Annotated in this window: 19 protein-coding genes; 11 read left to right on the top strand and 8 right to left on the bottom strand. The window is 73.5% G+C overall.

Annotated features, from left to right (window positions below):
- Positions 1-92 precede the first annotated feature (92 nt).
- Positions 93-629 (top strand): hypothetical protein, encoded by a 537-nt coding sequence (locus OG199_RS00570; RefSeq protein WP_356808351.1) that lies wholly within the window; start codon positions 93-95, stop codon positions 627-629.
- A gap of 24 nt (positions 630-653) precedes the next feature.
- Here OG199_RS00570 and OG199_RS00565 read toward each other — a convergent pair whose 3' ends face one another.
- Positions 654-1,475, bottom strand: coding sequence for a maleylpyruvate isomerase family mycothiol-dependent enzyme (locus OG199_RS00565; RefSeq protein ID WP_401808865.1), 822 nt, complete (start codon positions 1,473-1,475; stop codon positions 654-656).
- 142 nt (positions 1,476-1,617) lie between these two features.
- Complete coding sequence (locus OG199_RS00560; protein WP_356808355.1) at positions 1,618-2,103, bottom strand: hypothetical protein; 486 nt, start codon at positions 2,101-2,103, stop codon at positions 1,618-1,620.
- Positions 2,104-2,377: 274 nt separating this feature from the next.
- Here OG199_RS00560 and OG199_RS00555 point away from each other — a divergent pair, with 274 nt between their 5' ends.
- Positions 2,378-2,893: a DUF5990 family protein gene (locus OG199_RS00555; protein WP_405827221.1), complete on the top strand. Its 516-nt coding sequence runs from the start codon at positions 2,378-2,380 to the stop codon at positions 2,891-2,893.
- A gap of 126 nt (positions 2,894-3,019) precedes the next feature.
- Here the strand turns inward: OG199_RS00555 and OG199_RS00550 are convergent, their stop codons facing one another.
- The gene (locus tag OG199_RS00550; RefSeq protein WP_356808357.1) at positions 3,020-3,700 is read right to left on the bottom strand and encodes a hypothetical protein; all 681 of its coding nucleotides are present in this window, start codon (positions 3,698-3,700) and stop codon (positions 3,020-3,022) included.
- Positions 3,701-4,154: 454 nt separating this feature from the next.
- Complete coding sequence (locus OG199_RS00545; RefSeq protein WP_405834373.1) at positions 4,155-5,561, bottom strand: methylmalonyl-CoA mutase family protein; 1,407 nt, start codon at positions 5,559-5,561, stop codon at positions 4,155-4,157.
- Positions 5,562-5,649: 88 nt separating this feature from the next.
- Here OG199_RS00545 and OG199_RS00540 point away from each other — a divergent pair, with 88 nt between their 5' ends.
- Positions 5,650-8,283: an AAA family ATPase gene (locus OG199_RS00540; RefSeq protein ID WP_405827219.1), complete on the top strand. Its 2,634-nt coding sequence runs from the start codon at positions 5,650-5,652 to the stop codon at positions 8,281-8,283.
- A gap of 416 nt (positions 8,284-8,699) precedes the next feature.
- On the opposite strand, the gene OG199_RS00535 is transcribed toward OG199_RS00540, so the two are convergent.
- Positions 8,700-9,404, bottom strand: a complete 705-nt coding sequence (locus tag OG199_RS00535; RefSeq protein ID WP_356807380.1) for a LuxR C-terminal-related transcriptional regulator — start codon at positions 9,402-9,404, stop codon at positions 8,700-8,702.
- Positions 9,405-9,996: 592 nt separating this feature from the next.
- Entirely contained in the window at positions 9,997-12,621 is a 2,625-nt protein-coding gene (locus tag OG199_RS00530; protein WP_405827216.1) for a BTAD domain-containing putative transcriptional regulator, read from the bottom strand.
- A 281-nt stretch (positions 12,622-12,902) separates the two neighbouring features.
- Between OG199_RS00530 and OG199_RS00525 the strand changes: the two genes are divergently transcribed.
- Genes OG199_RS00525 through OG199_RS00490 form a run of 8 tightly spaced genes read left to right on the top strand, consistent with a single transcriptional unit; the run spans position 12,903 to position 23,769 of the window.
- A complete protein-coding gene (locus OG199_RS00525) occupies positions 12,903-14,687 on the top strand; it encodes a fatty acyl-AMP ligase (protein ID WP_405827214.1) in 1,785 nt (594 codons plus the stop codon).
- Between the two features lie 2 nt (positions 14,688-14,689).
- Entirely contained in the window at positions 14,690-16,453 is a 1,764-nt protein-coding gene (locus OG199_RS00520) for an acyl-CoA dehydrogenase family protein (RefSeq protein ID WP_356807385.1), read from the top strand.
- Positions 16,454-16,488: 35 nt separating this feature from the next.
- On the top strand, positions 16,489-16,770 hold the full coding sequence (locus OG199_RS00515) for an acyl carrier protein (RefSeq protein ID WP_351725730.1): 282 nt from the start codon (positions 16,489-16,491) through the stop codon (positions 16,768-16,770).
- Positions 16,758-19,712, top strand: coding sequence for a type I polyketide synthase (locus OG199_RS00510; protein WP_401808880.1), 2,955 nt, complete (start codon positions 16,758-16,760; stop codon positions 19,710-19,712). Before OG199_RS00515 ends, OG199_RS00510 begins: the two co-directional genes overlap by 13 nt.
- Complete coding sequence (locus OG199_RS00505) at positions 19,709-20,767, top strand: 3-oxoacyl-[acyl-carrier-protein] synthase III C-terminal domain-containing protein (RefSeq protein WP_405827211.1); 1,059 nt, start codon at positions 19,709-19,711, stop codon at positions 20,765-20,767. The genes OG199_RS00510 and OG199_RS00505 overlap by 4 nt, the downstream gene beginning before the upstream one ends.
- Positions 20,764-22,665: an HAD-IIIC family phosphatase gene (locus OG199_RS00500; protein WP_405827209.1), complete on the top strand. Its 1,902-nt coding sequence runs from the start codon at positions 20,764-20,766 to the stop codon at positions 22,663-22,665. The genes OG199_RS00505 and OG199_RS00500 overlap by 4 nt, the downstream gene beginning before the upstream one ends.
- Complete coding sequence (locus OG199_RS00495; protein ID WP_405827207.1) at positions 22,655-22,912, top strand: phosphopantetheine-binding protein; 258 nt, start codon at positions 22,655-22,657, stop codon at positions 22,910-22,912. Before OG199_RS00500 ends, OG199_RS00495 begins: the two co-directional genes overlap by 11 nt.
- On the top strand, positions 22,909-23,769 hold the full coding sequence (locus tag OG199_RS00490; protein WP_351725740.1) for a 4'-phosphopantetheinyl transferase superfamily protein: 861 nt from the start codon (positions 22,909-22,911) through the stop codon (positions 23,767-23,769). Before OG199_RS00495 ends, OG199_RS00490 begins: the two co-directional genes overlap by 4 nt.
- On the opposite strand, the gene OG199_RS00485 is transcribed toward OG199_RS00490, so the two are convergent.
- Positions 23,749-24,741, bottom strand: a complete 993-nt coding sequence (locus OG199_RS00485; protein ID WP_351725743.1) for an AfsA-related hotdog domain-containing protein — start codon at positions 24,739-24,741, stop codon at positions 23,749-23,751. The two genes, OG199_RS00490 and OG199_RS00485, sit on opposite strands and share 21 nt — an antisense overlap.
- Positions 24,742-24,868: 127 nt before the next feature.
- Positions 24,869-25,852, bottom strand: a complete 984-nt coding sequence (locus OG199_RS00480; RefSeq protein ID WP_356809000.1) for a hypothetical protein — start codon at positions 25,850-25,852, stop codon at positions 24,869-24,871.
- Positions 25,853-26,139: the final 287 nt, after the last annotated feature.

Below are 26,139 nucleotides of genomic sequence, written 5' to 3'. Positions count from 1 at the left end.
TGCCCACGCGCCTGCCCCCTCCGGCGTCACGAGGCCCGCGACCTGCTCGGCCGGGCACGGGCCACGGCGGGCACCTGCGAAGGACGGTCACCATGCCCAGCGAACTCTCACCCGTCATCAGCGCCTCCGCGCGCTGGCTGCTGTCGGCGTTCCCGCCGGCGGCCGGTTCGCTGAACCATGCCCTGGCCGAGGCCCAGGCGCAGCACGCGGTCACCATCGCCGCCGCGCTGCGCTACCCCACCCCGCTGGACGCCGAACTGCTCGGCCTGCTCGGCCCCGGAGGCTCGGGCCGGCTGGACTACGTGACCGGCGCCGACGTGCACGCGCCGACCGGAGCCGAGTATCTCTGGCGCACCTGGGTCGACGAGACCGTCGTCAGCTGGGCGGCCTGTCTGCTGGCCGACGCCGATCTCGCCGCCGTGGCGACGGCCTGCCTGGCCGCCACCCACCACGGCACCGACGGCATCGGCAGCGCCCGCAGGCTCACCGTCCCCAGCCCCCGCGACCACCGGGCGGCCCCCCTGCTGCGTCACCCGGATCTCCTCGGCCCGATCGCCGACCTCCACCGCGCGACCCTGCTGGTCCTGCTGGACACCACCCCGGCGGCCGGCGCACCCGGCCGGAGGTGACCGCCCCCGCCGCCGTCACCGCGGTCAGGGTGCCGTGAAGAGGCCCGGGAAGCGGGGAGCGAGCCAGGGCCTGCGACCCCAGACGGTGATGCCGCCCCGCCCGATGGCGCTCCACTGGCCACGGCGGCCGAGCGCCATCAGCAGGAAGGTGACCGGCTCGGTCAGGATGGTGCAGTCCGGCCGGGCCGGTGGCCGCGGGTCGACCTGTACGACACCGTCGCTCACCGTGACACCGAACCGGGCACCGCCCCGCAGCCGGATCGTGTAGCGCGCGTCCAGCCCGGCCGCACGGGCGGCGTCGGTCACCCGCGGCATGGCCGTGAGCAGGAACGGCACGGTCAGATCGACCCGGGCGCGGTCGATCATGTGCGGCCGGCCCAGCGCGCGGGCGAGGTCGTATCCGTGACCCAGCATGTGGGTCAGCAGGTAGGACCCCAGCACGTCCGCGCCCATCGGGCCCAGCGGGGTGACGAGGGTTCCCCGCGCGGCACCCGCCTCCCACGCCCGCAGATACGCCTCGGCCTGCGCCTCGATCATCACCGCCAGCGGCTTCGCCCTGCGCTCGCCGAACGCGGCGAGGGCCTGCTCGTTGGCCGCGGCGAGGCTCTGCGGCGTCCCGTCCCCGTAGCCGCGTACCTGCCCTGCCGCGAGCTGCGCCATCAGTTCGTTGGCCTGCGCCAGATGCGCCGCCGCCTCCCCGACGCTCCACCGCGAGCCGGGTACCGGCAGCGCCATGTCCGCATCCCGGCGCAGCAGCGCGGCGATCTCCCGGGCGGTTTCGCGGATGGCCGCGTCCAGCCCCTCGGGCAGTGCACCCTGTACGTCCTGCCCGGCCACTGACTCCACGCCGCTCCACCTCGAGGTCCCGCGTCCGCGCCGGACGCGGGACGGCCCGGCGAGCCGGCAGGCGGACGCCTTGCCGGTCAACCGGGGTACAGAAGACCAGGTGACGCGGCCCGCGACAAGCCCCTGGGCACGGCCGCGCGGGTCAGTTCCACAGGGGGTAGGCGACCGTCTGCCCGTATCCGGCGGGCTTGCTGTCGGTGTAGACGAGGCTCAACCGGGTGTACTGCGAGGACTGGGGGTTCTTCTTCCATGTCTGCGGGCGGTCGAGCCGTACGGTGACGGGGTATTTGCGGAAGGTCCCCGCGGCGCAGTACGGCTTGCAGTCGTTGACCACGTTGACGCCGCTGGCCACCGCGGAGTTGGCGTCCCAGCGCGACCACTGCAACGAGGTGAGGCGGCTGTTGCCGTCACCGCAGGCGAGCACGAAGTTGCCGGGTTCCACCTGCGGATGCCAGAAGCAGTCGACGATGACGGGCTGCGTCGGCACCGAGGGCTGCGTCGACTCCTGCGCGAGGGTGTGCGCGGACCGCGGCGACGTCACCGGAGCGGCATCCGCCGTTCCCATGACAGTGGCGAGCGATACCGCGGCACAGAACGTGACTGCCGCCCTGACGGTGAGTTTTCGCATGTCCGCTCCCGGCCGCGTTCTCCTTGGACTCCCTGGCCCCCACGTCCGTCCGGCCCACCCGCCGGGCCCCGCCTGCACGGCGGGCGCCGACCGGCTGCCTTCCCACGCGGAGGATGCCTCCTCCCACGACGCTACGACCCAGCCGGGAGATCCACCACTCGCACGCAGCAACAGCACTTGTGGAACAGTCCGCCCCGCGCACCGGGCCCCCGCCACCGACCCCGCCACGGCACCGCGAGGCGCCCGCCACGGCCACGACGGGATGATGGCCGGCATGCGCATCCGTATCGACGCCGTCGACCTGCCCGGCCGCACCTGTCCGGCCCCCGCCGACGCCGCCTTCCCCGAGTACCGCGACATCCATGTCGCGGTGCAACGCCGTGACCGTCCCGCCGAACTCCTCGACCCACAGCCCGGCGACGCCGAGTCCGCGACATGGACCCTGCCCTGCACGGCGGCCGCCTCGCCGGCCGGCACCGACATCAAAGGCCCCTACGTGCAGGACCGCCTGGGCCGCCGGTTCGTCTACCTGTCCTGGGGCACCGTCGACGAGTCGGGCGTCTTCACGATGTTCCGCCGCGCCAAGCTGATGCTCGACGCCGTGCCCCCGCAGGTGCTCGCCGCCGCCGCGCGCGAAGGCCTCCTCGTCGGACACCTCGGCCTCAGCGACGCGCACGGCAACCCCCTGTGCGCACGTGTCGAACCTCCGCACATCACCTGGACCGCCGGGCCTGCCCAACCCCTCGGGCAGAAAGGGCACATGAGGGTCCCCGGCGCCACGTCCACCTGAGGGCGCCGCCGCGGCGAAGGGCGCCGGACCGCTCATGAGGGTGAGCGCCGATGGGTGCGGCACGGACATGAAGGTGTTCTTCGGCGCGGACCGGGCCGCGCGGGTACGGCTGCGCATGCCCTCGCGTCAGTCGGTGACCGGGGCCTTCTGCTCCGGGGCGGCCTGCTTCGCGGAGTCGTCGGCCGTACCGGTCCCGGCCGCCGTGTAGTACACCGACGTGCCCTGCTTGCTGCGCTGGGCGCGTCCCTTGGCGACCAGTCCCTCCACCGTGGTGCGCACGACCGTGGCCTTGATGCCGCGCTCGGGGTGGGTCTCGGAGAGCGTGGAGGTGATCTCCGCGGCGGAACGCGGCTCGGACTGCCGGCTCAGGTGGTCGTGGATGAGCTCGACCAGGGTGAGGGTGGGCTTCCCCGCGGCTTCCGGCGCCTTCGCGGCGGCCTTCGTCCCCGCGCTCCTGGGCGTCGTCCGGGCGGCCTTGGCAGGCTTGGCGGCAGCGGCCTTCTTCTGCTGCTTGGCGGGCTTGGGCGCGGACTTGGGTTCGGCGGAAGCCTGCCGCGGCACCGAGGGCACCGTCGCGGCGGGCTCGGCCGCCTTCGCCCCGGCCGCGGCGGGGGTCTCGTCACCCAGCGTCCGCCGCAGGTTGACCAACAGGGCCTGATCGCGCCGCAGTGCCTGCAGCAGCTCCTGGAGGGCCACCACCTCGGCGGCGATACGTTCCTGTTCCTTGGTGTTGCGCTCAAGGTCCGCGGTGAGCTGGGCCGCGTACTGCGACTGGAGTTCGGTGGTCTCCGACTGGACTTGGGTCATGTCAGTTCCTTCTTCCGGGATGTCTGCATCGGTCCTGAGGGCGGATGGTACCTGCATCATCTGGCCATGATCCTGTGCGTGTTCGGGCTCTCGCGCACTGACCGACTCCCAAGGATGCCGTGCTCGGGGCCCACATGACATCAAGGAAGGCCACATGTGAGTGGCACCACCAGCCCACATCGAGGGTGTCTCATTCCCCTCATCAGCACGGGACATCCCCGGGGAGACCAACCCCGCGCGGACCATGGCCGATACCGGCCGCAGCGATGTGCGGCAGGCGCACACACCAACTCCCCTCCGGACCGGGGCCGCTGAGATCGGCCACGTCGTAGGAGGCACAGTCCCAGACAACGGGGTGCGGCATCGGGGAGAACAGCGGAACTCACCCGAACGGCATCCCGTCCGTGGACACTCACGTTGATGGGACCGGTCGCCGGCGCCCACCACCCGCCCGCTACGCGGCGGGCTGAAAACCGGCGCCCCACACCTGCCGCAAGGTGTCGCAGACCTCACCCACCGTGGCTCCGGAAGCCAGTGCCTGCTTCATCGGGTGGAGGACGTTGTCACTGCCCTCCGCCGCCTTGCGTACCGCGATGAGCGCGTCGTCGACCCGGTCGGCGCACCGCCACGCACGCAGTTTGGCCAGCCGCTCGGTCTGCCGCTGTTCGGCGACGGGGTCGAGACGGGCCGCCTCGTACAACCCGTCCCCGTCGAGGCAGCGGTGGTGGTGGGCGGCGCGCTCGATCTCGTCCCTCTGGAAGCCGTGACCCAGGGCGGCGACCGCGCCACCCAGCTCCTCCACGCGCCGCATCAGCTCCAGCGCCGCGGCCTCCAGAGCGTCGGCCGTCCCCGCGGCGGCCCGGCTGCCGGCGAACGGGCGCACGCTGGGAGCGGACCCGTGCGGCCGGCCGCCGAGCACCGCGGCCAGGCCCCGCACCGCCCAGCGCACCGGCAGACGCGACGCGGGGCCGCGCGCACCGAACTGCTCACCCAGCACCCGCGACCAGACACGCCGGGCCGCACGCAGGGTGGCGAGCTCCTCCAGGAGTGTGGCCCGCGCACCGAAGAGGAACGACAGCCGCGGCGCGAAGTCGTCCGCCTCCATCCCGTACGCGACCGCCGTCCGCAGGTGCTCGACACCCTCGGCCAGGGTGAAGGCGATCTCCTGCGCGGGCGTGGCTCCCGCCTCCGCCAGGGCGCGCCCCGAGAACGAGAGCGTGTTCCACCTGGGCAACTGCGCACGGCAGTAGGCGAAGAGGTCCGCCGCCAGCCGCAGCGACGGCTCCGGCGGGAAGACGTACCTGCCCCGGACGACGTACTCCGTCAGCACGTCGTGGTGGACCGTGCCGGTCAACCGGTCGGCGCGCAGGCCCTGTTCCTCGGCGACCAGCTGGTACAGCAGCAGGAGCACGGCCGCCGGCGCGCCGACGGCCATCGACGTCGACACCCGGTCCAGCGGGATCCCGGTGAACAGCACCCGCATGTCGTCGATGGAGTCGACCGCCACCCCCGCCCGGCCCACCTCACCGCTGGCGACCGGGGCGTCCGAGTCGACACCCAGTTGCGTGGGCAGGTCGAAGACGACCGACAGCTCCGTCGTGCCGCGCGCGACCAACCGCCGGTAGTAGGCGTTGGACTCGCCCGCGGTGCCGAAAGCGGCGGACCGGTGCGTGGTCCAGGGGCAGACGGTGAACATCGATGTTCGTCCCTCCGAAAGGCCCGGCGTACCGCGGGAGCGCCGCGGGTCGTCATCGTGGGGGCAGTGACTAAAGCCCGGGCAGCGCGACCATCCCCGCAAGGACCTGCCGAAACCCGCCGACGGTGTGACAGGGACGGCATCCCGGTACTTCCTGCCGTGCAGTCACTGGCCATCGCGCCGGACTCGTGTCGGGCATATGCCTTCCTAGACTGCAGGAACGTGGAGGGAATGCGACCGGGAGGGCGGGCCCATGATGCTCCTGCACCGCGACGACGAATGCGCACGACTCGACAAGGCTCTGCGCGCCTGCAGCGACGGCACCGCTCAACTGGTGCTGGTGGAAGGGGCGCCCGGCTGCGGCAAGACACGGTTCCTGCAGTACGCCGCCGACCTCGCCGCCGACCGCGGACTCACCGTGCTGCACGCCGCCGCCGACCCCGGCGCCCGCCGCGAGGACCACGCGCTGCTGCGCCGGCTCGCCGCCTGCCTCACCGGGGACCCGTCCCGGCCGGCACCCGACCCGGACGAGACAGCCGCCGGCTTCGCCGCCCTGCTGCGCACCGCCTGCGCGAACGGCCCGGTGCTCCTGTGCGTCGACGACCTGCAGCACGCCGACCGCGCCTCGCTCGCCGAACTGCTGCGCCTCACCCACACCCTGCACGAGGCCCCCCTCCTGACGGTGCTCGCCCAGTCCCCCCACCACCGTACGGACGGCTTCGGCCTGCACACCGAACTCCTGCGCCACCAGGGCTTCGTCCGCATCCCGCTGGCCCGCCTGGACGCCCGGGGCACCGCCGAACTGGCCCGCTTCTGGGGCACCCCGGTGCCCGCGGACGCCACCGCGTCACTGCACGCGCTCAGCGGCGGCAACCCGCTTCTGATACGCGCCCTGCTGGCCGAGACGGGCGCCCCCGCCGGGCGGCCCGAGTGGCCGGAGCCCGAACCCGGCGGCCCCTTCGCCGAGGCGTTCGCGACCTGTGTGCAACGCTGCGGCCCCGCCGCCCGCCGGCTGGCCGCCGCCCTCGCCGTCCTGGGTCCGCAGGCCGACGTGGAGCGCGCCGCCCGGCTCGCCCGGCTCGGTGCCGACGCCGCCGCCCGCGCGTGCAACGCCCTGGACGCCGCCGGACTCGTCACCGGCGCCCGGCTGCGCCACGCCGCGGCCGAGTCCGCGGTGCTGGGCATGCTCTCCTGCGAGCAGCGCCGGTCGATGCACCGCAACGCCGCCCGCGTCCTGCACCACGCCCTGGCCGAACCCGCCCTCGTGGCCGGGCAGTTACTCGCCGCCGGGACGGCCACGCACAACTGGGAGATCCAGGCGCTGCGCGACGCGGCCCGGCAGGAACCGTTCTCGCACAGCGACCCGGACGGCGCACCGACCTTTCTCCGGCTGGCCCGTTCCGGCTGCCCCGACGAACCCACCCGGCTGCGGATCACCCTGCAACTCGCCGCCCACACCTGGCGTTTGCACCCGGCCGCGGCCCACCACCTCCTCGACGAACCCCAGGCCGCCCTGCGCGCCGGACAACTGCCCTGCGCCGACGCGGGATGGCTGGCCCGGCTGCTGGCGGCCCAGGGCCGCGTCGAGGAGGCCGACGAGGTCCTGGGCCGAGCCGCCGGGGACGTCCGCCCGGCCCGCGACAACGTGCCCAGCGAACCCCACGCCCAGTGCCCGGTCACCCACGAGCGCCCCACCACCGCGCCGGTCACCCGCGCCGCCACGCTGTGGCTGAGCCCGGGCGCGCGCGAGGACGTACCGGCCGCCGAACGGCTGCTGGCCGACACCCCACTGGCCCCGGCCACCTACGAGTCCCTGGCCCGGGCCCTGCGCACCCTGGTCCACCACCGGCCGCAGCGGGCCGTGGCCTGGTGCGGCCGGCTCGGCGAGGAGATCTCCGCCCGCAACGCTCCCGGCTGGCAGGCCGCCTTCGCCACCGCGCACGCCGAGGCCCTGCTGCGGCTCGGCGACCTCGCCGGCGCCCGGCGGGAGGCGACGCGTGCCCTCGAACACCTCGCCGGCCGCGGCGGCCCGTTCCTCCTCGCCCCGCTCGCCCTGCTGGTCCAGGCCCTCACCGAACAGGGCGAGTACGCCACGGCGGCCCTGCACCTGCATCCCACCCTGCCCGGCGAGCCGTACTCCACCGTGCACGCCCTCGCCTTCCTGCGCGCCCGCGGCCGCTACTACCTGGCCACCGGCCGCCCCCAGGCGGCCCTGGAGGAGTTCCTGGAGGCGGGCCGGGCCGCGGGCCGCTGGGCGACCGACCAGCCCGAACTGCTGCCCTGGCGCACCGACGCGGCGGAGGCACTGCTCCTGCTCGGGCGCCCCGGCGAGGCACAGGCCCTGGTGGCCGACCAGCTCGCCCTCCCGGCCGCCGCCGGCGCGCGGGCGCGCGGGGTGACCCTGCGGCTCAGCGCGGCCACCGCCGAGCCCCGGCGCCGCGTCGAGCTGCTGGTCGGCGCGGTCGACGAGCTCCGCGACTACGGGGACCGCCTCGAACTCGCCCGCGCCCTGGCCGACCTGGGCAGCGCGCTGCGGCTGAACGGCGAGGGGACCCGGGCCGGGACGATCACCCGGCGGGCCTGGCAACTGGCGGGCGACTGCGGTGCGGTGCCGCTGCGCGAGCGGATACGTCCCGTCGACGGCCCGGAGCGTGCCGCGCGTCCCGTCCGCCACCGGGACACCGCACGGCTGAGCGGTTCGGAGGAACGGGTGGCGGCCCTCGCCGCCCAGGGGCACACCAACCGGGAGATCGCGGTCAAGCTCTTCGTCAGCCCCAGCACGGTCGAGCGCCACCTCACCTGCGTCTACCGCAAACTCGGCATCGCCCGCCGCCAGGACCTGCCCTCGGACCTGCGCACCCGCACGTTCGAACAGGCCGGTCACTGAAACCGTCCGCACGGGCCCGGTGACGGCACGCCCCCGCACGCGCCTCGCGCGGGGCGGGAGACCTGTGCCGAGCGGGACGTCCCGGCCCCCGGAGGGCCTGACGGGCCGCACTCCTGACGGGCCGGACTCCCGGCGGGTGCCGCGCAGTCGGTGGCCGCTGCCCCGGCGCGCCGGCACACCTCGGAGGAGGGGCCCGGGACGGGGCGGGGCGGGACGGCCGTACGGGAGCGGACCGGGCTCATCCCGGGACAGGAGATCCTCGGCGGTCCGCCGCACGCCGTGTCCGGTGCGCGCCGCCTCCACCACGACGCCGCCGCAGGGGTGCGATGTTCCCGGGTCCCTGGCCGGTGACGGCCAGGGACCCGGCGGGAGCATCCAGCACGGGGGGCAGGCTGGACCAGGCCGGTTCGGCCGTTCTACTTGATGAACTCCGGGGGCACCCGCGGGGGCCAGTGACCCACCGTCAGCATGCCCAGGGAGTGGGCGCGGGCGACGAGGGCGGCCCGGTTGGGGGCCTTGAGCTTCCGCAGCATGAGCCCGACGTGGTACTCGACGCCCTGCCGGCTGAGGTAGAGGCGCGCGGCGAGCTGGACGGTGGAGGCGCCGGCGGCGACCCCCTCCAGCACCTGCGCGTCGAGCTTGCTCAGCAGCCGCTCGGGGGAGTGGACGGCCGGCTCCTCGGCGGCCGCGCCCTCCTGGTCCGGGCGTACTTGGACAACGATGCCAGCGAGCCCACCTGTGGTGTCGTGGACCGCGATTCCGGTGAGCCCGGCGGAGAACACCCGGCCCGAGTCGCCGAGGCCGACCATCCGCTCGTCGAAGCGGTTGCACCGCCCCTCCGACAGACGCGTGAAGTGCCGGTCGAGATAGGACGGGGAACTCGGGTGGAGCAGCTCGTACAGGCTGCGGCCACAGGTGTCGGCCGAGGTACGTCCGAACCGGCGGGAGAAGTCGGGCTCGGCCGCGACGATGCGCCGTTCGGGATTGAGGTGGGCGGTGTAGGTGCGTCGGCCGGCCGCCGACGCCGAACGGGCGGCGTAGGTGTAGCGGTGCCCGACCGAGGGGTGCGAGGTGGTCGACCGGTCGTTGGTGAGCAGGACATCCGTGATGCTGGTGGTCATGACGAGATACCGGCTTTCTGTATCCAAGTGCGGGACAGCGCATGCCTCGTTGCACGGCCGGCTTTCACACAGCGCCGGGCGATCGCCGGGAATCCGTGCGCGGCGGTTGGGGCGGGGGGATCCTGGCCGCGCCGCTGCCGACGTGCTCGTGATCCCTTCGGCGTGCGGGCAGCCGTTCCGCGATCCCCGTGAGCTCCGCGATCTCCTCGATCGGCTGGATCTCTTCGTTTCCTCCTGAACAGGAAGTGACCTGTCCTACTGCACCACCGGCCGCTTGCGGCTGTGTTGTGTGCGGCATGGGGGATCTCTGTGGCAGCCCTGCGGGGCCCTTTGGGGAGCGCGGACGCAGGCCCGGGAGGCTGGTTCTGTGCGCTCGGCCGCAGGGGGCGTCGGACGCCGCGGCCGGGGTTCTGCCGGCGGCCCGCGCGGTCAACCGTACGAAGGGCCCGCCGCGTCCCGCGGAACAGTCACGGCAGGCGGCGTCGTGACATCGGGCGCCCGCCGATGGCCCGGAATGCCCATCAGACGATGAAGTTCGACTGCGGTGCGGCTTCCGAGTCGGACGTGAAGGTGACCCTGAGCTGACAGCCGCTCAGTTGGCGCAGGGCGCCAGGCGCCACACCCCGGGCCGTACCTCCGACCAGCCCGCGGGCCGGTGGCCCTGACCGTGCACCCGGTCGAGCCACCGCTGCGCGTAGGACTCCAGGCGCGGGTCGCGCAGGGTCGCCGCCAGTACCAGGCAGTCGGCGAAGTGCGCCTCGGCCGCGTCCACGCCGACGTTCTCCAGGGCCAGCAGGCCCAGCACCCGGTGGGCCTCGTAGCGGCCCCGGGGGTCGTCGGCCACCGCGTCGAGCGCGGGGGACAGCAGCGCCGCGGCCTCCTCCAGGCCGCCCGCGTCCAACTGCAGGTCGGCCAGCCCGACCAGGGCCCGGCCGCGTTCGGTGGCCGCCGCCCCCGCGTCGGCCGTCAGCAGTGCCCGCTCGTAGAACTCGCCGGCCGTCGTGAGCTGCCGCCGCTGCCAGGCCAGGTCGCCCAGCGACCGCAGCAGCCGGGCCTCGGCGGCGAGGTCCTCCTGCCTGCGTGCCGCCTCCAGCGCCAGGGCGTGACAGGTCTCCCAGGTGTCCCAGGCCGCCCGGGCCTCCAGGAAGCCGGTCATGGCGTCGGCGAGTTCCACCGTCTGCGCCCACAGGCCGGCCGCGTGACACCGGCGTACGACGTCCACCAGCCCGTCCTGCCGCCGGCTGAACAGCTCCAGCGGATGTATCCCGCACCTTTCGGCGTGGCCGCCCGCCTCGCGCAGCTGCCCGGTGAACTCCTGCGCCAGCCTGGCGGTGGCCGCCCGCGCCTCCGCGGCCGGGCTCTCCGCGGCCAGGCACTCCAGGGCCAGCAGCCGCCACAGCGGATGCATCCGGTGGTGCGTGCCGTGCTCCGGGCCACCCGCCACCCGGCGCAGCAGCTGGGCCCTGACCAGAGCGTCGAGCAGCTCACCGGTCTTGGCCACGTCCTCCCCGAGGACCGCGGCGGCCGTCTGGGTGTCGAAGGGGCCCACGGGCACGAGCCCCAGCAGACGGAAGGCGCGCCGCAGCACCGGCTCCGTCTCCTCGTAGCAGGAGCGCATCCGGTCGTGGAAGCCCGGCGCGGCGGCGCTCAGTTCCGCCAGCCGCCGCTGTTCGCCGCGCAGCCGGGCGGCCAGCATCTCCGGGCCCCAGTTGGGGCGGGAGGCCAGCCGTGCCGCCGCCGCCCGCAGCGCCAGCGGCAGTCCCTCGCACAGCGCGGCGATCTCACGCACCGGCGTCTCGCCGCCGTGCTGCGGGATCAGACGGCCGGCCGCCGCGGTGAACAGCCGGCGGGCCTCGTCCTGGGGGAGCACGTCCAGTTCCAGCACCCGGTCGGTCAGCCCCTCCGGCACGCGCCGGCAGGTGATCAGCGCGGTGCTGCCCGCCGAGGCCGGCAGCAACGTCCGTATGTGTTCGGGGGATTCGGCGCCGTCCAGGATCAGCAGGATCCGCCGGTCCTCGGTCAGCCGGTCCAGGACGCGGCGCAGCCCGGCCACGTCGGTGGGCAGCGGCCCGTCCACCCCGAGCCGCTGCAGCAGACGCGTCAGCAGCTCCGCCGGGCCGGCCTGCGGCGGACCGCCCAGTTCGAGGAAGACCCGGCCGCCGGGGAAGAGGTCACCCAGCTCGTGGCCGGCGGCGACGGCGAGCGCGGTCTTGCCGATGCCGGCCGCCCCGGCGACCGCCGCGCAGCCGCCGGCCGGGATGTCGCGCAACAGGGCGCCCAGCCGGTCCAGTTCGTCGGAGCGGCCGACGAACACCGGGTCCCGCGGGGGCAGCCGGTCGGGTGTGCGGCCGGGCAGCGGGACCTGCCCGAGGCGGCCCGTGTCCGGGGTCGGCGCGGGCCCGGTGTCCTGCGGCACGCTCTCCTCGGACGCCCGGGGGACAGGGGCGGGGTGCAGCAGTTCCGTATCGCCCGCCAGGATCCGCTGGTGGAGCAGCTGGAGCGGCTGCCCCGGTTCGATGGCCAGTTCCGCGACGAGGGTCTGGCGCAGCTGCGCGAAGATCCGTAACGCCTCCGCCTGCCGCCCGGCCCGGTACAGGGCCGTCATCAGCAGCATGTGGAACTCCTCGCGCATCGGCATCTCGGCCACGGCGGAGTGGAGTTCACCGATCAGCCGCTGATGGTGACCGAGCCGCAGCTCGGCACGCATGCGCTGCTCCAGAGCGGCGGCCCGCACCTCGGCCAGCCGCACCGCGGTCCGGGCCAGCAGCGCGCCGTGCGGGGTGTCGGAGGCCAGCGGGGCACGCCACAGCTGCAGCGCGCGGCGCTGCAGATCCGCGGCGGCGGCGTGGTCGCCGCGCAGCAGCGCCTTCTGGCCGTTGTGGTGCAGTTCCTCGAACACCGTCAGATCGAGCTGCGCGGGATCCAGGTGCAGCGCGTACCCGGGCGGACGGGTGACCAGCGCGTCCCGGCCGTACTCCGGGTCGGCGGTGTGCAGCAGCTTGCGCAGCTGCGAGACGTAGACCTGAAGGGTGGTCGTCGCGGTGCGCGGCGGGTGCTCGCCCCACAGCTCGTCGATGAGACTGTCCACCGAGACGATCTCGTTGGCCCTGACCAGCAGGGTCGCGAGCACCGCACGGATCTTGGCCGCCCGGGGCCGGACCGGCTCGGCCGCCGCGGACGAGGTGATCTCCAACGGACCCAGAATCCGAAAACGCATGCTCCCACCCTCTTCTCCGTCGCATCGGCCGGCGGGACCGGACGGCCGACGCGCGCCGGAGCCGCTCGTCGCCCGCTCGCTCCGCGGAACCGCGACGACAGACCGTGCTGCCCCAATGTAGGCGTCGGCCACACCCCAAATTCGGACAGGCGTACCCCTGAATTCTGTGAAGGGGCGGTGCATCGCAAGCGGCGCTTTAGCCCGTGATCTCACGATGAGCTTGCTCGGCGGCAGAGGGGCGTCCTGTGCCCCGCTTCGTATGCGCCATGAGGGGGCTGACGTTGACCGCTGCATTCACCACCTTCACCCAGCTGATGCGGGAACGGGTCGCCGCGCTCGGCGACGCGGACGCCCAGGTGTTCGTGCGGGACGTCAGCGAAGCCGAACACCTCACCTACTCCACTCTCGACCGCCGCGCCCGCGCCCTCGCGGTACGGCTGCACGAACTCGGCGCACAGGGCCGGCCCGTGCTGCTCCTGTACCCACCCGGCCCGGAATTCCTCGTCGCGTTCGTGGGATGCCTGTACGCCGGCGCGATCGCCGTGCCCGCCCCGCTGCCCGGCGACCGGGGCGAGCGGCTGCAGCGGGTCTCCGGCATCCTCCGGGACACCGCGGCCACGCTGGTGCTGACCGACTCCGAGCACGCGGCGGACACCTCCCTGTGGCTGGCCGTGACCGGCCGAGGAGAAACGGTTTGCCTGGCCACTGACCTCGACGACAGCACGGCCGCCGACGCCTGGCGCGCACCGCGCGTCGGCCCCGACGACATCGCCTTCCTGCAGTACACCTCCGGCTCGACCAGCAAACCGCGCGGCGTCATGGTCACCCACCGCAACCTGATGGCCAACCAGGAGGCGCTGCAGCACCTCCTGGGCACCACCGCCGACGACCGCTTCGCCAACTGGCTGCCGCACTACCACGACATGGGCCTCATCGCCCATGTGCTGCACCCCCTGTGGCTGGGCACCCAGTGCGTCCAGCTGTCCCCGGTCTCCTTCATCAAACGGCCCGTCAGCTGGCTGCGCGCGATCGGCGAGTACGGCCTGACCGTGAGCGGCGGCCCGAACTTCTGCTACGACCTGTGCACCCGCCGCGTCACCGACGCCCACCTCGCCGAACTCGACCTGTCCAGCTGGCGCCTGGCCCTGTGCGGTGCCGAACCCGTCCGGGCGCAGACCCTGGACGCCTTCGCCCGCCGCTTCGCCTCGGCCGGACTGCGCGCCGCGAGTCTCTACCCCGGCTACGGGCTCGCCGAGGCCACCCTGGTGGTCTCCGGCGGCCGGCCGAACGTCCCGGCCCGCCGGCTGACCGTGGACGCGGCCGCCCTGGAACAGGACGAACTGCGCGCCCCGGCCGACGGCGCGGCCACCCGCACCCTGGTCGGCTCGGGACGGGCGCACGACTTCGACCTGCGGGTCGTCGACCCCCTGGCGGGCGTGGAACTGCCCCCCGGACGCGTCGGGGAGATCTGGCTGCGCGGCGACAGCGTCGCCCAGGGCTACTGGCGCCAGCCACTGGAGACCGACGAGACCTTCCACGCCACGCTCGAGGACACCCCCGGCGCCTTCCTGCGCACCGGTGACCTGGGCGCCGTGGACGACGGCGAGCTCTACATCACCGGGCGTTTGAAGGAAGTCATCATCCTCAACGGGCGCAACATCTACCCTCAGGACGTGGAGTGGGCGATCCGGGAGACCGGCCCCGCCCTCGCGGCCGGCCACGGCGCGGTGTTCACCGTCGGAGCGGACCGGGAGCAGCTCGTAGTGATCCACGAGGCACGCCTTCCCCGCGCGGACACCGACCGCCTGCGGGAGCTGGCCTGCGGTATCCAGACGCTCGTCGGACAGGACTTCGACGTCCCCGCCGGCAATGTCGTCCTCGTACGCCCCGGCACCGTGCGCCGCACCACCAGCGGCAAGATCCAGCGCACCCTGATGCGCTCGCTGTTCCTGCGCGGTGAGATCACCCCGCTCCACGACGTCCTCGACCCGGCCGTGCGCGCCCTGATCACACCGTCCGAGGTGCCCAGCGGCGAGAACGCCCCCACGATGGTGCGGAGCAGCTAGTGGTGACCTCCGCGCTGCTGACCCAGCCGCCGCTGCACGAGGGCCTGCCCCCGAGCGACGCCCCGGCCCGGGTCGCCCGGCTGGAAGCGCTGCTGGGCGACCCCGCCGACCCGGCCAACCCGGCCGGCTACCGGGCCCTGCTGCACGCCGACCGGCGGGCCGCGCTGTCCGCCGACGCCGAGGGGCTGCTCGACGACTTCGGCATGAGCCGCGAGTTCGTGCCGACGGACCTGGGCGGCCGGTTCGACTCCGCCGAAACCCTGCTGCGGGTGATGCGCGCGGTCTTCCGCCGCGACGTCGCCCTCGGGGCCGGCTACGGCATGACCACCTTCATGGCCGCGTCCGACGTGTGGATGCAGGGCAGCGCCGACCAGCGGGCCTGGCTGGCGGACCTGCTGCTGTCGGGCTCCAAGGCGGCCATCGCCCAGCACGAGACCGCCCACACCAACGACTTCGTCCGCAGCGGGGTGCGCGCCGAGGTGCACCCCGACGGCCTGTCGGTCACCGGCGTCAAACCGGTCATCAACAACCTGCACCGCGCCGACGCCCTGGTGCTGTTCTGCCGCACCGAACCGCAGCCGGGCACCACCGGAGCCCACTCGGTGCTCCTGCTCGATCCGCACACCCTGCCCGCCGACCGCTACCGGGTCACCCGCCGTCCCGCCACCCTCGGTCTGCGCGGCTGTTTCTTCGCCGGAGTGGAACTCGACGCCTGCGTCGTCCCCCGCGACAGCCTGCTGGGACCACTGGGCGGCGGAGTGGTGACCGCCCTGCGCTCCTTCCAGGTCAGCCGCACCCTCATGGCCTCCATGGTGTCCGCCGCGGTGGACACCGGCCTGCGCACCGCCGTCCTGGTGGACCGCAGCCAGCGGCCCGGCCGCACCGGCCTGGACCCCACCGACCCGCAGCACACGGCGGGCACCCTCGCCGGGGCCTTCGTCAACCTGCTGCTCTACGACTGCATGGCCGTGGTGGCCACCCGGGCGCTGCACCTGCTGCCCGCCGAGACCAGCATCTACTCCGCGGCGGTCAAACTGCTGCTGCCCCAGGTGCTCAGCGACACCATGTACGACCTGGCCACGGTGCTCGGCTCGCAGATCTACACCCGCGAGGGCACCGTCGGCATCTTCCAGAAACACATCCGCGACGTGCCGGTGGTCAGCCTCGGACACGCCGGCACGGCCGCCTGCCAGGCGACGATCATCCCGCAGCTCAGATCCCTCGCCGAGAAGTCCTGGTTCACCAGTGTCGAGGCGCCCGCCGCACTGTTTCGCCCCGGTGCTCCGCTGCCGCCCTTCGACTACGGTCAACTGTCCCTGGCCTGTGGCCGGGACAGCGTCAGCGCCTCCCTGCTGGCCACCGCCGCGTCCGTGCCCGGCTCCACCGCCGTCGAGCGCACGCTGCGTCATCTGGCCGGCCAGATGAGCGCCGAACTGCACGAACTGCGCAGCCGGGTCCTGGCGCTGCCGCCCCCCGACGCCGCCCATCCGGTGGGCCCGGCCTGGTTCGCCCTGACCGACCGCTACGTGCTCGTGCTCGCCGCCGCCTGCGTCCTGGGTGTGTGGCACCACAACCGGGGCGGACCCGACCCGTTCCTGGCCGACCCGGCGTGGGCCGCCGCCGCCCTGCACCGCATCGCCCGCCGGCTGGGCATCCCCGCCGCCGACCTGCCCGCCGAGTGCACCGCCCGGGTCCACCGGGAGGTCCTGGCCCGCTACGGCGACCGGCGCAGCTTCGACCTGCACAACACACCGATTCCGGGCTGAGCACGGGCCCGTATCAGGACAAGGAGCCTTCAGGGATGACTCCCTCCCCGCCGTGGCACACCGAGGCCCCGCTCCACCAGTGGCTGATCACGCACCTGGCGGTCTACCTGGACCGGCTGCCCGAGAACATCGAGTCGACGGTGCCCCTGGCCGAGTACGGCATGGACTCGGTGTGCGCGCTCAGCCTGTGCGGCGACATCGAGGACGACTTCGGCATCGTCGTCGAACCCTCCCTCGTCTGGGACCATCCGACGGTGGCCCACCTGACGGCCCACCTGACCTCGCGCGGCGCGGACCCCGACCGGTGGCAACGGTGAACGCCGTCGCCGTGGTCGGACTGGACTGCGTCTTCCCCGCGGCCCACGGCGTCGAGGCCTACTGGGACCTGCTGATGCGCGGCGGCGACGCGATCGGCCCGCTGCCCGAGGACCGCCGCGGACCGGGTTTCGACGACACCGTCCAGGGCGGCTTCGTCGACACCGTCACCACCTTCGACAACGACTTCTTCACCATCGCGCCCCGCGAGGCGGCCGCCATGGACCCGCAGCAGCGGCTCCTGCTGCAGTGCGCCTGGCGGGCCCTGGAGGACTCCGGCCGTGCCCCCTCCGCACTGGCCGGCAGCGACGCCGGTGTCTTCGTCGGGGTGATGGGCAGCGAGTGGGCCCAGCTCCACATGGGTGACTACGCGCGGGTCACCCCGCAGCTGGGCGCCGGCAGCAGCGCCGGCATGACGGCCAACCGGATCTCCTACCACCTCGACCTCAAGGGCCCCAGCCTCGCGGTGGACACCGCCTGCTCCTCGTCCCTGGTCGCCGTGCACCTCGCCGTCAACTCCCTGCTGTCCGGGGAGTGTTCCACCGCCCTGGCGGCCGGCGTCAACATCGTGCTCACCCCCGCGCTCGGCATGGTCTACCAGCAGATGGGACTGAAGGCACCGGACGGACGCTGCAAGCCCTTCAGCATGGACTCCGACGGCATCGGCCGCAGCGACGGCGTCGGCGTGGTGGTACTGCGCCGGCTCCAGGACGCCCTCGACGACCACCAGCGCGTCTACGCCGTCATCCGCGGCACCGCCGTCAACCAGGACGGCCGCAGCAACGGCGTCAGCGCACCCAGCCGCTGGTCCCAGCAGGCCGTGGTGGCCGCCGCCTACCGCAGGGCCGGCGTCGACGCGGACCAGGTCCGCTTCGTCGAGGCGCACGGCACCGGCACCACACTCGGCGACATCATCGAGTGCGCGGCCCTCGGCGAGGTGCACGCCGTGCCCCGCGACGAGCCGTGCGCGATCGGCTCGGTCAAGGGCAACATCGGCCACACCGAAGGAGCGGCCGGCATCGCCGGCCTGATCAAGACCGCCCTCGCCCTGCACCACCGCATCGTGCCCGCCAGCCGCTTCGCCACCCGCGAGAACCCCCAACTGCGGCTCGCCGAACGGGGGCTGAGCCTGCTCAAGGCCCCCCTGCGACTGCCGGCCGAGGAAGTGGTCGCCGGAGTCAGCAGCTTTGGCATGGGCGGCACCAACGCGCACGCCGTCCTGGCCTCCGCACCCCGGACGCCGGTCACCGCCGTGCGCGGGCCGGCCACCGCCGGGGCGTTCACACTCTCCGCCGACACCCCCGAGGCACTGCGCCGCAACCTCACCGCCCAGGCCGAAGCACTGGCCCGGCGGCCACGCGGCGACGCCGCCTCGGTGTGCTGGACCAGCAACCAGGTCAAGACCGGCCTGCCCTACCGGGCCGTGTTCATTGCCCGCGACACCGCCGAACTCGCCGACGCCCTGCGCACGGCCGCCGCCGACGAACCGACCCTGGACCGCGTCACCCACCGCGCCCTGCGCCCGCCCGCCGTCGCCTTCCTCTACCCCGGACAGGGCTGCCAGGAGCCCGGCATGACGGCCGCCCTCTACCGCGAATCCGTCCTCTACCGACGCCACCTGGACGACGCCGACGACGCGCTGCGCCCCCACACCGGTGACTCCGTACGGGACCTGATCCTCGCCGACGACCCCGCGATCCACCACGCCCGATGGGCCCAGCCCGCCCTGTTCGCGGTCGCCCACGCCCTCACCCGGACCCTGGCCGAGCTGGGCGTGGTGCCCGACGCCGTCCTCGGCCACGGCACCGGCGAGATCGCCGCCGCCGTGGCCGCGGGGATGCTCACCCTGCCGGACGCCGCACGCCTGGTCGCCGCCCACGCCACCGCGGCCCACGACCTGCCCGACGGCGGCATGCTCAGCGTGCGCGCCACCCCGGAGGAGACCGCCGGCATCCTCGCCGCCCACCCCGGCCTGTTCCTGGCCGCCGTGGACGGCCCGCACGACACCGTCCTGTCGGGCACCGCCGACGTACTGCGACAGGCCGCCGCGGACCTGGCCGCACACGGGCTGAACACCCGCCGCCTCCGGGTCCCGCACGGCGCCCAGGGCTCGGCGGACACCGCCCTGGCGGCCCGGATCGCCGACCTGGCCGGCCCGGTCACGGCCGGCCCCGCCCGCATCGCCCTGGCCTCGGCCCGCCACGGCCGGATGCTGCGCGACGAGATCCCGGACACCGCGTACTGGGCGGACCTGGCCGTGCAACCGGTACGGTTCGCCGACGCACTGTCCGCCCTGATGACCGAGGCCGCCCCGACCTGCCTCGTCGAACTCGGCCCGGCCGCACACCTGTTGAGCCTGGCCCGGCAGGACGGCCTGCCCACCGGCATCCGGCTGCTGCACCCCGCCCCCGGCCGCGCCGCCACCTTCACCGACCTGGCCGAGACCGTGGGCGGCCTGTACCTGAGCGGCGTCGAACCGCGCTGGGACGCCCTGTACGAGCCGGCCCACCGCCGCACCGAACGCCTCGCCCCCTACGTCTTCTCCGGCGCCCACCGCTTCGGACAGACCGCCGCGGCCCAGCCCACCGCCCAGCCGGCCGCACCGGACACCACCCCGCGCCAGGCGGCCACCGGCCCGGCCCACCCGCCCCACCCCGGCGGCCCCGGCACCCCGGCGGACCGGCCCGACCCCGCGCTGAGCGCGGTCATCGAAGCCGTCGTCGAGGTCGGCGCCTACGCACGCGAACAGGTCAACGCCGAGGCCCGGCTCTACGAGGACCTCGGCTTCGACTCGGTGATGATCATGCAGTTGAAGAACCGGATCGAGCAGCAACTCCCGCGGGGCGCGGACATCACCGTGCCGCAACTGCTGCCCGCGCTGAAGTCCGTGGGCACCCTCGCCGCCTTCGTACGCGAGCTGACCAGCACGGGGGCCACGGTATGACAGCACACACCGCACTCATGCACATCGCCGGCACGGGCAGCGCGCTGCCCGCCGAACCCGTCGACAACGCCGCACTGAGCCGCGCCTTCGGGATCAGCGAGGACTGGATCGACCTCTTCGTGGGAACCGGCACCCGCCACTTCGGCTGGGACCTGGCGACCGGAAAGGTCACCCACACCCTCGGCGACCTGTGCGCCGAATCCGCCGCCCGGGCACTGGCCGCCGCCGGACTGGCCGCCGCGGACCTGGACTTCCTGGTGCTGTCCACCGCCACCCCCGACACCCTGCTGCCCACCACCGCCAACGAGACCGCGGACCGGCTGGGCCTCAACCACCTGCCCACCTACCAGATCCAGGCCGGCTGCTCGGGCGCCGTCCAGGCCCTCGACGTGGCCCGCGCCCTGCTGGCCGGCGGCCACCGCACCGGCCTCGTCGTCTCCGGGGACGTCACCGCCCGCTTCCTCGAAGCCGGCCGGGACGCGACCACCCTGGCCGGCCAGGAACTCGTCAACTACGTCCTGTTCGGCGACGGAGCCGCGGCCGCGGTGGTCACCGCACGCCCGCACGGCGACGCCCTCGCCGTGCACGGCCTGCTGCACCGCTTCGCGGGACGCGGACGCCCACCGGGACAGATCGTCGGCTGGCACGGGATCACCGAACCCGAACCGGACCGGCAGATGCTCTTCGAGGACTACAAGACCATCGAGGAAGAGGTACCCGCCCTCGCCGGCGAGATCGTGTGGGAACTGCTCAGCACGGCGGGCTGGACCCCACAGCAGATCGACGCCGTCCTGCCGCCCCAGCTGTCGGGGCACATGACCGACCGGATCGTCGCCGGCCTCGGCCTGCCGCCCGGCTGCCGGGAGGTCTCCTGCGTACGCGAGACCGGAAACACCGGCAACGCCCTGCCCCTGCTCCAGCTCGACCGGCTCATGGACCGGCTGGCCCCGGGGGAGCGCGCCCTGTCCGTGGTCGTCGAGTCCAGCAAATGGATCAAGGCGGGGCTGGCGCTGGAACGGCCCGCCGGTCCCGGGGAAGAAGGGCACACCCGATGACCACCGCCCTGGACGACCTGCGCACCCTGCACCGCACCGGCCGGCTGGCCGCGGCCTACCCCGACGTGGCCCCGCTGCTGACCGGGGTCACGGACGCGGCGGACCGCTCCGAGGAACAGACCGCCGACGAACTGACCCGCTGCGGAAGCCTGCTGACACGGCTGCGCCCCGAGGACGTCCTCGCCCACCACCCGCACACCCCCGTCCTCACCGTGGCCGTCACCGGCCACTCCGCCACCGCCCAGCTCACCGACCCGCTGACGGCCGAACTCGCCCGGCACGGCCTGCTCGGCCGTCTCGTCACCGGGGACCACGGGGCCTACCTGCGCGACCTCACCGACGAACACGGTGAACTGCGCCGCAGTCGACCGGAACTGACGGTGTGTGTGCTCGGCGCCGACGCCGTCTTGGAACAGCTCGTACCGCCGTGGACGGTCGACGACGCCGAACAGGCCTGCGCCCGGCTGCTGGACCAGCTGCGCGGCGTCGCCGACGCACACACCGCGCACGGCACCGGAGTCCTGGTCCTCAACACCCTTCCGCTGCCCCGCGGCGCCACCCACCAGATCATCGACCAGCGGCAGCGCGCCCTGCTCGGCGCGGTGTGGCGGGAGTTCAACGCCCGCCTGCTGCGACTGGCCGGCGAACACCCCGCCCTGGCCGTCGTCGACCTCGACCCGCTCGTCGCCGGCACCGGACCGGCCACCGACCCCCGGCTGGCCCTCTACACGCGAAGCGCCTTCAGCGCCGCCGTCTTCGCCGCACTGGCCCGCGAAGCCGTGCACGTGCTGCGCGCCCGGCGCGGCATGACGAAGAAGTGCCTGGTGCTCGACCTCGACTACACCCTGTGGGACGGGGTGCTGGGGGAGGACGGACCGGACGGCATCACCTGCGGGCCCACCCCGCAGGGCGAGCCGTACGCCGCCCTCCAGAAAGTCGTCAAACAGCTCGCTGCCCAGGGCGTGCTGCTCGCCGTCAGCAGCAAGAACGACCCCGGCCCGGTCCGGGACGTCCTCGCCCACCACCCCGAAATGACACTGCGCGCGGAGGACTTCGTCAGCGTGCAGGCCGGCTGGGACCCCAAGGACACCGCCCTGCGCACCATCGCCGACCAGCTGGGCATCGCGACCGACGCCCTGGTGTTCGCCGACGACAGCCCGGCCGAACGCGCCCTGATCCGCCACCGTCTGCCGGACACTCCCGTCGTCCCGCTGGGCACCGAGCCGGCCTGGCACATCACCCGGCTGCTGGCCGACGGCTGGTTCGACACCCCGCACGTGACCGACGAGGACCGCGACCGCACCGCGCAGTACCGCGGCGCCGCCGCCCGGGCCCGGATGCGCGGCACGACCGGCTCGCACGAGGAGTACCTGCGCGAACTCGGCATCGTCGTCCGCATCGCCCCGCCCCGCCCCCACGAACTGCTCCGGGTGTCACAACTCTCCCTGCGCACCAACCAGTTCAACCTCACCGGCGAACGCGTCCCGCCGGAACGCATCCTCGCCGAAGGCCGCCGCCCGCTGACGGTGCACGTGAGCGACCGGTACGGCGACAGCGGCCTGGTGGGCGCGATCTTCGCCCGGGAGACCGCGGACGGCCTGACCATCGACAACATGCTCCTCAGCTGCCGGGTACTGGCCCGGGGCATCGAGGACGGCTGCCTGGCCGCGGTGCTCTCGCACGCCCGTGACCTCGGCCTGCCCGCGGTCCGCGCCCGCTACCGCGCCACCCGCGGCAACGGCCGGGCGAGCGGCTTCTACCCCTCACTGGGCTTCGTACCGGACACCCCCGGCGACAGCGCGGAGACACTGTTCCGGCACGACCTCAAGGACATCCCCGCCCCGCCCGGTCACCTGACCGTGGAGGCCGACTTCGAAGGAGACGCCGATGAGTCGTGACAGCACGGCCGGCCTCGCCGGCTTCCTCGAAGCGGTGCGCGACGGCCTGGGCCTGGACCTGACCGAGGAACAGGCCGCGGCGGACTTCGACCTGCTGCCCGACTGGGACTCGGTGCACCTGCTGCGCCTGCTGATGCTCCTGGAACGCGAGACGGGCTGCAGCATCCCGGTCAGCCGCCTGCTCGAGGCGCGTAGCATGCGCGAGATCCACTCACTGGTCACCACCGAGGGGAGGGACACCCGATGAACGCCGTCGGCGGGGGCCTGATCGGTGTGACAGCGGAGGACAGCGACTGGGCGGCGGTCCGCGAGGACCTGCGGCGCTACGGCACGGCGGTGGTCCACGGCCGGCTCGCCGACTGGCGTCCGCGCGCACCGGACGGTCCCGCTCTGCGCGCGGTGCTGGGCCGCGACTGGTCGCGCTACCGCGACATCGGGCACCCGGACATCCAGAGCCGGTACGCGGCTTCGCGCCGGCTGCTCAAACACGCGGCCGCGGCCGCCCTGCGGGCCGAGGCGATCGACCTGGAACTGGCCTACGGGCCGACCGGACGGCCGTATCTGCGCGGCTGCGACCAGATCGACATCAGCCTCAGCCACACCGACGACCTCCTGCTGGTCGGCCTGACCAGCAGCGGCCTGATCGGAGTGGACGCGGAACGCGCCGACCGCAGCATCTACGCCCGCGGCCTGGCCCGGCTCATCTGCACACCCGACGAGCAGCGGATGCTGTCGGGACTGCCCGAGCCGGAACGCAATCCGAGCCTGGTGCGGCTGTGGACGCTCAAGGAGGCCTACAGCAAGGCGATCGGCCAGGGCATGCAGTTCCGCTTCAACGAGTTCGGCTTCGGCCCGCAGAGCCGGCCCGTCCAGCTGAACCGGCCCGACGGCACGCCGGGTGCGGGCGACGAGTGGACGCTGCGGACCCTCGTCCTCAACAGCGGCGGCACCGAGTTCGTCGTGAGCATCGCGGTCTACGACGCGGGCATGGGCCGCACCCTGGACACGGAGATCACCACGATGCTCGACGCCGAGGCCGTCGCGGCCATCCACGAGGCGCTGGACGCCGAACAGGAGGAGTGGTCACAGATCCTCGACGACTGACACCGCCGCCTCCGTCACCGCCCTCCCCGCCTGGGTCAGGGCGAGCGTCATCGCGACCAGCGGCCGCCCCAGCGCGTCCTGCGCGGCCGACTGCGCCACCGCGACACACCGCAGCGGCAGGTCGGGCTCGGCGTGGCCCCGGAAGTGCGTGTGCATGGCCACGGGCGCACAGTGCCGCGGATCCAGGCCATGGAGCCGGTGGGCGGTCAACAGCGCCGTCTGACGCAGTACTTCGAGCAGCAGCGCGGACGAGGGCACCTTGTCCGGCCGGCCCGCGCCGGCCCGCCATGTGTCGGGCGCAAGCACCGCCGCGGACAGCCGCTGTCCGTTGACGGTCACCGGGGACCGCAGCAGGACGTTGACGGCGCTGGCGCGCCCCACGTCCGCGGGAGCGGGGCCCGGTGACCTGCCGAGGGGGTCCTCGTGACCGGGATGCTGGTGCCCGGCCGTCGCGAGGACGGTGTGACGGGAGTGCTCACGGTGGCTGCGGTGCGCCATCGGGGCGAGGAAGAGCAGATTGGCCGAACCGGTGCCCGCCGCGACCCCGTCGATCTCCAGGCGCGCGTCGAACTCCAGGGCCCGCGGGATTCCGGAGATCACCTTGTCGGGCCGCACCCGCATGGTCGTCGTCAGCGTGCCGGGGCCGGCATGCCGGCGCCAGGCGCTGACCTCGTCCATCTCCAGGCCGAACCGGTAGAAGATCGGCACCCGGTCGGCCGCGACACCGAAGTGGGCCTGACCGATACCCCCGCTGACCTGGCGGACCATCGCCATGGCCGCCTGCAGATCGTGGAAGCGGTCGTGTCCGTCGTTGAACAGCGGGTGAGAGGTGGGAAGTTCACCGGTCAGGACGAATTCCTGGGACCGGTCGTCGGGGCTGTCGGGCGTCTGGGGGCCGAAGCACTGCGGCCGGTGCACCAGATGGCGGCTGCCGTGTCCGTACCCTGGCGGCGCGGGCCGGGAAGTCTCCAACGCCTCACTCTCCTCGGCGGTGTCCTGGCTCGATGTGACTGGTCGTACCAGCCTGCCGGGGAGCAGGGCAGGAAGGCCACTTGCGTCCGGTGACAGGTTGTGGCCTGACAGGCAGTGCCGGACCGGGCTACTGGAGGTCGGGCAGCCCCGTCAGCGCGATGTGCACCCCGGCCTGGAAACGGCTGTTGGCGTCGACACTCAGCATGATCTGGGAGATGTACCGGCGGCAGGTGCGCACCGACATGCCCAGCCGGCGGGCCACGAGCTCGTCCTTGTAGCCCTGCGCCATGAGCCTGATGATCGACCGCTTCAGGTCGTCGGTGATCTCGCTGCTGTCCTCGGCCCCGGGGACGAACTGGGTGGCCCCGGACCACAGATGCTCGTAGACCCGGCAGATGAAGGCCACCAGGGTCGGCTCGCGCACCACCACCGCCCCGGGGGCCCGGCCGCCCACGTGCTGCTCGGGAAGGAAGGCCACCTCCCGGTCGTAGATGACGATCCGGTCGATCAGCTCGTCGGTGGTGCGCACCTCGGCCCCGTGCTCGGTGATCGCCCGCACATAGGAGGCGGTGGCGAGGTCACTGCGCGCGGTGTGCTGGTAGAGGTGGCGTATCTGCACCCCGCGTCTGAGCCGTTCCAGGGTCCTGGGCCGGGCGTTGGCCAGGAGGCTGGAGGGACGGGCACCGCCGGGCTGCGCGCTGAGCATCTCGGTGCGGCAGCGCTCGCCCTGCTCGTCCAGCACGGCCTGCAGCGCGTTGATGTCGCTGATCACGTCGAAGGCCTCGGCCTGGTTGCGCTGCTGGCGGCTCTCGAAGTAGGTCGCGCGCAGCGCGCCCATCTGGTCACGGATCTCGGTGACCTCCCGCTGCAGGTCCCGTATGCGGCCCTCGGCCGGCCCCACGAGGTCGGCCACCGCCGTGTCGGGGCTCACCGGTACCAGCAGTTCCGGCTCGCCGGGCAGGGGCCGCAGCAGGCTGAGCGCCGTCAGACGCTCCTCGACTTGTGCCACCTTTTCCAGGGAGACGCCGAGGGCGGTCGCCATCTCCTCACGGACAAAGCGGCCCAGCAGGACTGCATTGCGGTACGCCTTCGCTTCTGCGTCATCCAGCATGGCGAAAGCGCCTGCAGGGAGAGAGCTTTCAGGCACTGGAGGCTCGCATTCCCGCGCGACGGAACTTCTTGTCAGGCAACTTTACGACACCAGGAATGGGTTGGGCGGAGAACCCCGGTCGGCGAGTCTTGCTGCTGCAAGGCCAACTGTCGAACGTGGGGGTAGCTATGAGCAAGCTTGTACTGCGAATCACGACCGCCGGACTTCTGGCCACCGCCGGATTCATCGGCACGCTCGGGGCCCACATTACGGTTCCCGCCATTGCACACGGCCAGGTGGCCGTGTCG

Origin of the sequence: Streptomyces sp. NBC_01176, from assembly GCF_045039825.1 — a bacterium.
GTDB lineage: Bacteria > Actinomycetota > Actinomycetes > Streptomycetales > Streptomycetaceae > Streptomyces.
The sequence above is the reverse complement of the archived record's forward strand: the minus strand, read 5'-3'. Positions and strand labels throughout refer to the sequence as shown.

Bases quoted from the DNA above. Each gene is read 5' to 3' on its own strand.
- OG199_RS00530 (WP_405827216.1), bottom strand. From the start codon at position 12,621: ATGCGTTTTCGGATTCTGGGTCCGTTGGAGATCACCTCGTCCGCGGCG.
- OG199_RS00480 (WP_356809000.1), bottom strand. From the start codon at position 25,852: ATGCTGGATGACGCAGAAGCGAAGGCGTACCGCAATGCAGTCCTGCTG.
- OG199_RS00505 (WP_405827211.1), top strand. From the start codon at position 19,709: ATGACAGCACACACCGCACTCATGCACATCGCCGGCACGGGCAGCGCG.
- OG199_RS00500 (WP_405827209.1), top strand. From the start codon at position 20,764: ATGACCACCGCCCTGGACGACCTGCGCACCCTGCACCGCACCGGCCGG.
- OG199_RS00515 (WP_351725730.1), top strand. From the start codon at position 16,489: ATGACTCCCTCCCCGCCGTGGCACACCGAGGCCCCGCTCCACCAGTGG.
- OG199_RS00550 (WP_356808357.1), bottom strand. From the start codon at position 3,700: ATGACCCAAGTCCAGTCGGAGACCACCGAACTCCAGTCGCAGTACGCG.
- OG199_RS00540 (WP_405827219.1), top strand. From the start codon at position 5,650: ATGATGCTCCTGCACCGCGACGACGAATGCGCACGACTCGACAAGGCT.
- OG199_RS00570 (WP_356808351.1), top strand. From the start codon at position 93: ATGCCCAGCGAACTCTCACCCGTCATCAGCGCCTCCGCGCGCTGGCTG.
- OG199_RS00555 (WP_405827221.1), top strand. From the start codon at position 2,378: ATGCGCATCCGTATCGACGCCGTCGACCTGCCCGGCCGCACCTGTCCG.
- OG199_RS00535 (WP_356807380.1), bottom strand. From the start codon at position 9,404: ATGACCACCAGCATCACGGATGTCCTGCTCACCAACGACCGGTCGACC.
- OG199_RS00490 (WP_351725740.1), top strand. From the start codon at position 22,909: ATGAACGCCGTCGGCGGGGGCCTGATCGGTGTGACAGCGGAGGACAGC.
- OG199_RS00495 (WP_405827207.1), top strand. From the start codon at position 22,655: ATGAGTCGTGACAGCACGGCCGGCCTCGCCGGCTTCCTCGAAGCGGTG.
- OG199_RS00560 (WP_356808355.1), bottom strand. From the start codon at position 2,103: ATGCGAAAACTCACCGTCAGGGCGGCAGTCACGTTCTGTGCCGCGGTA.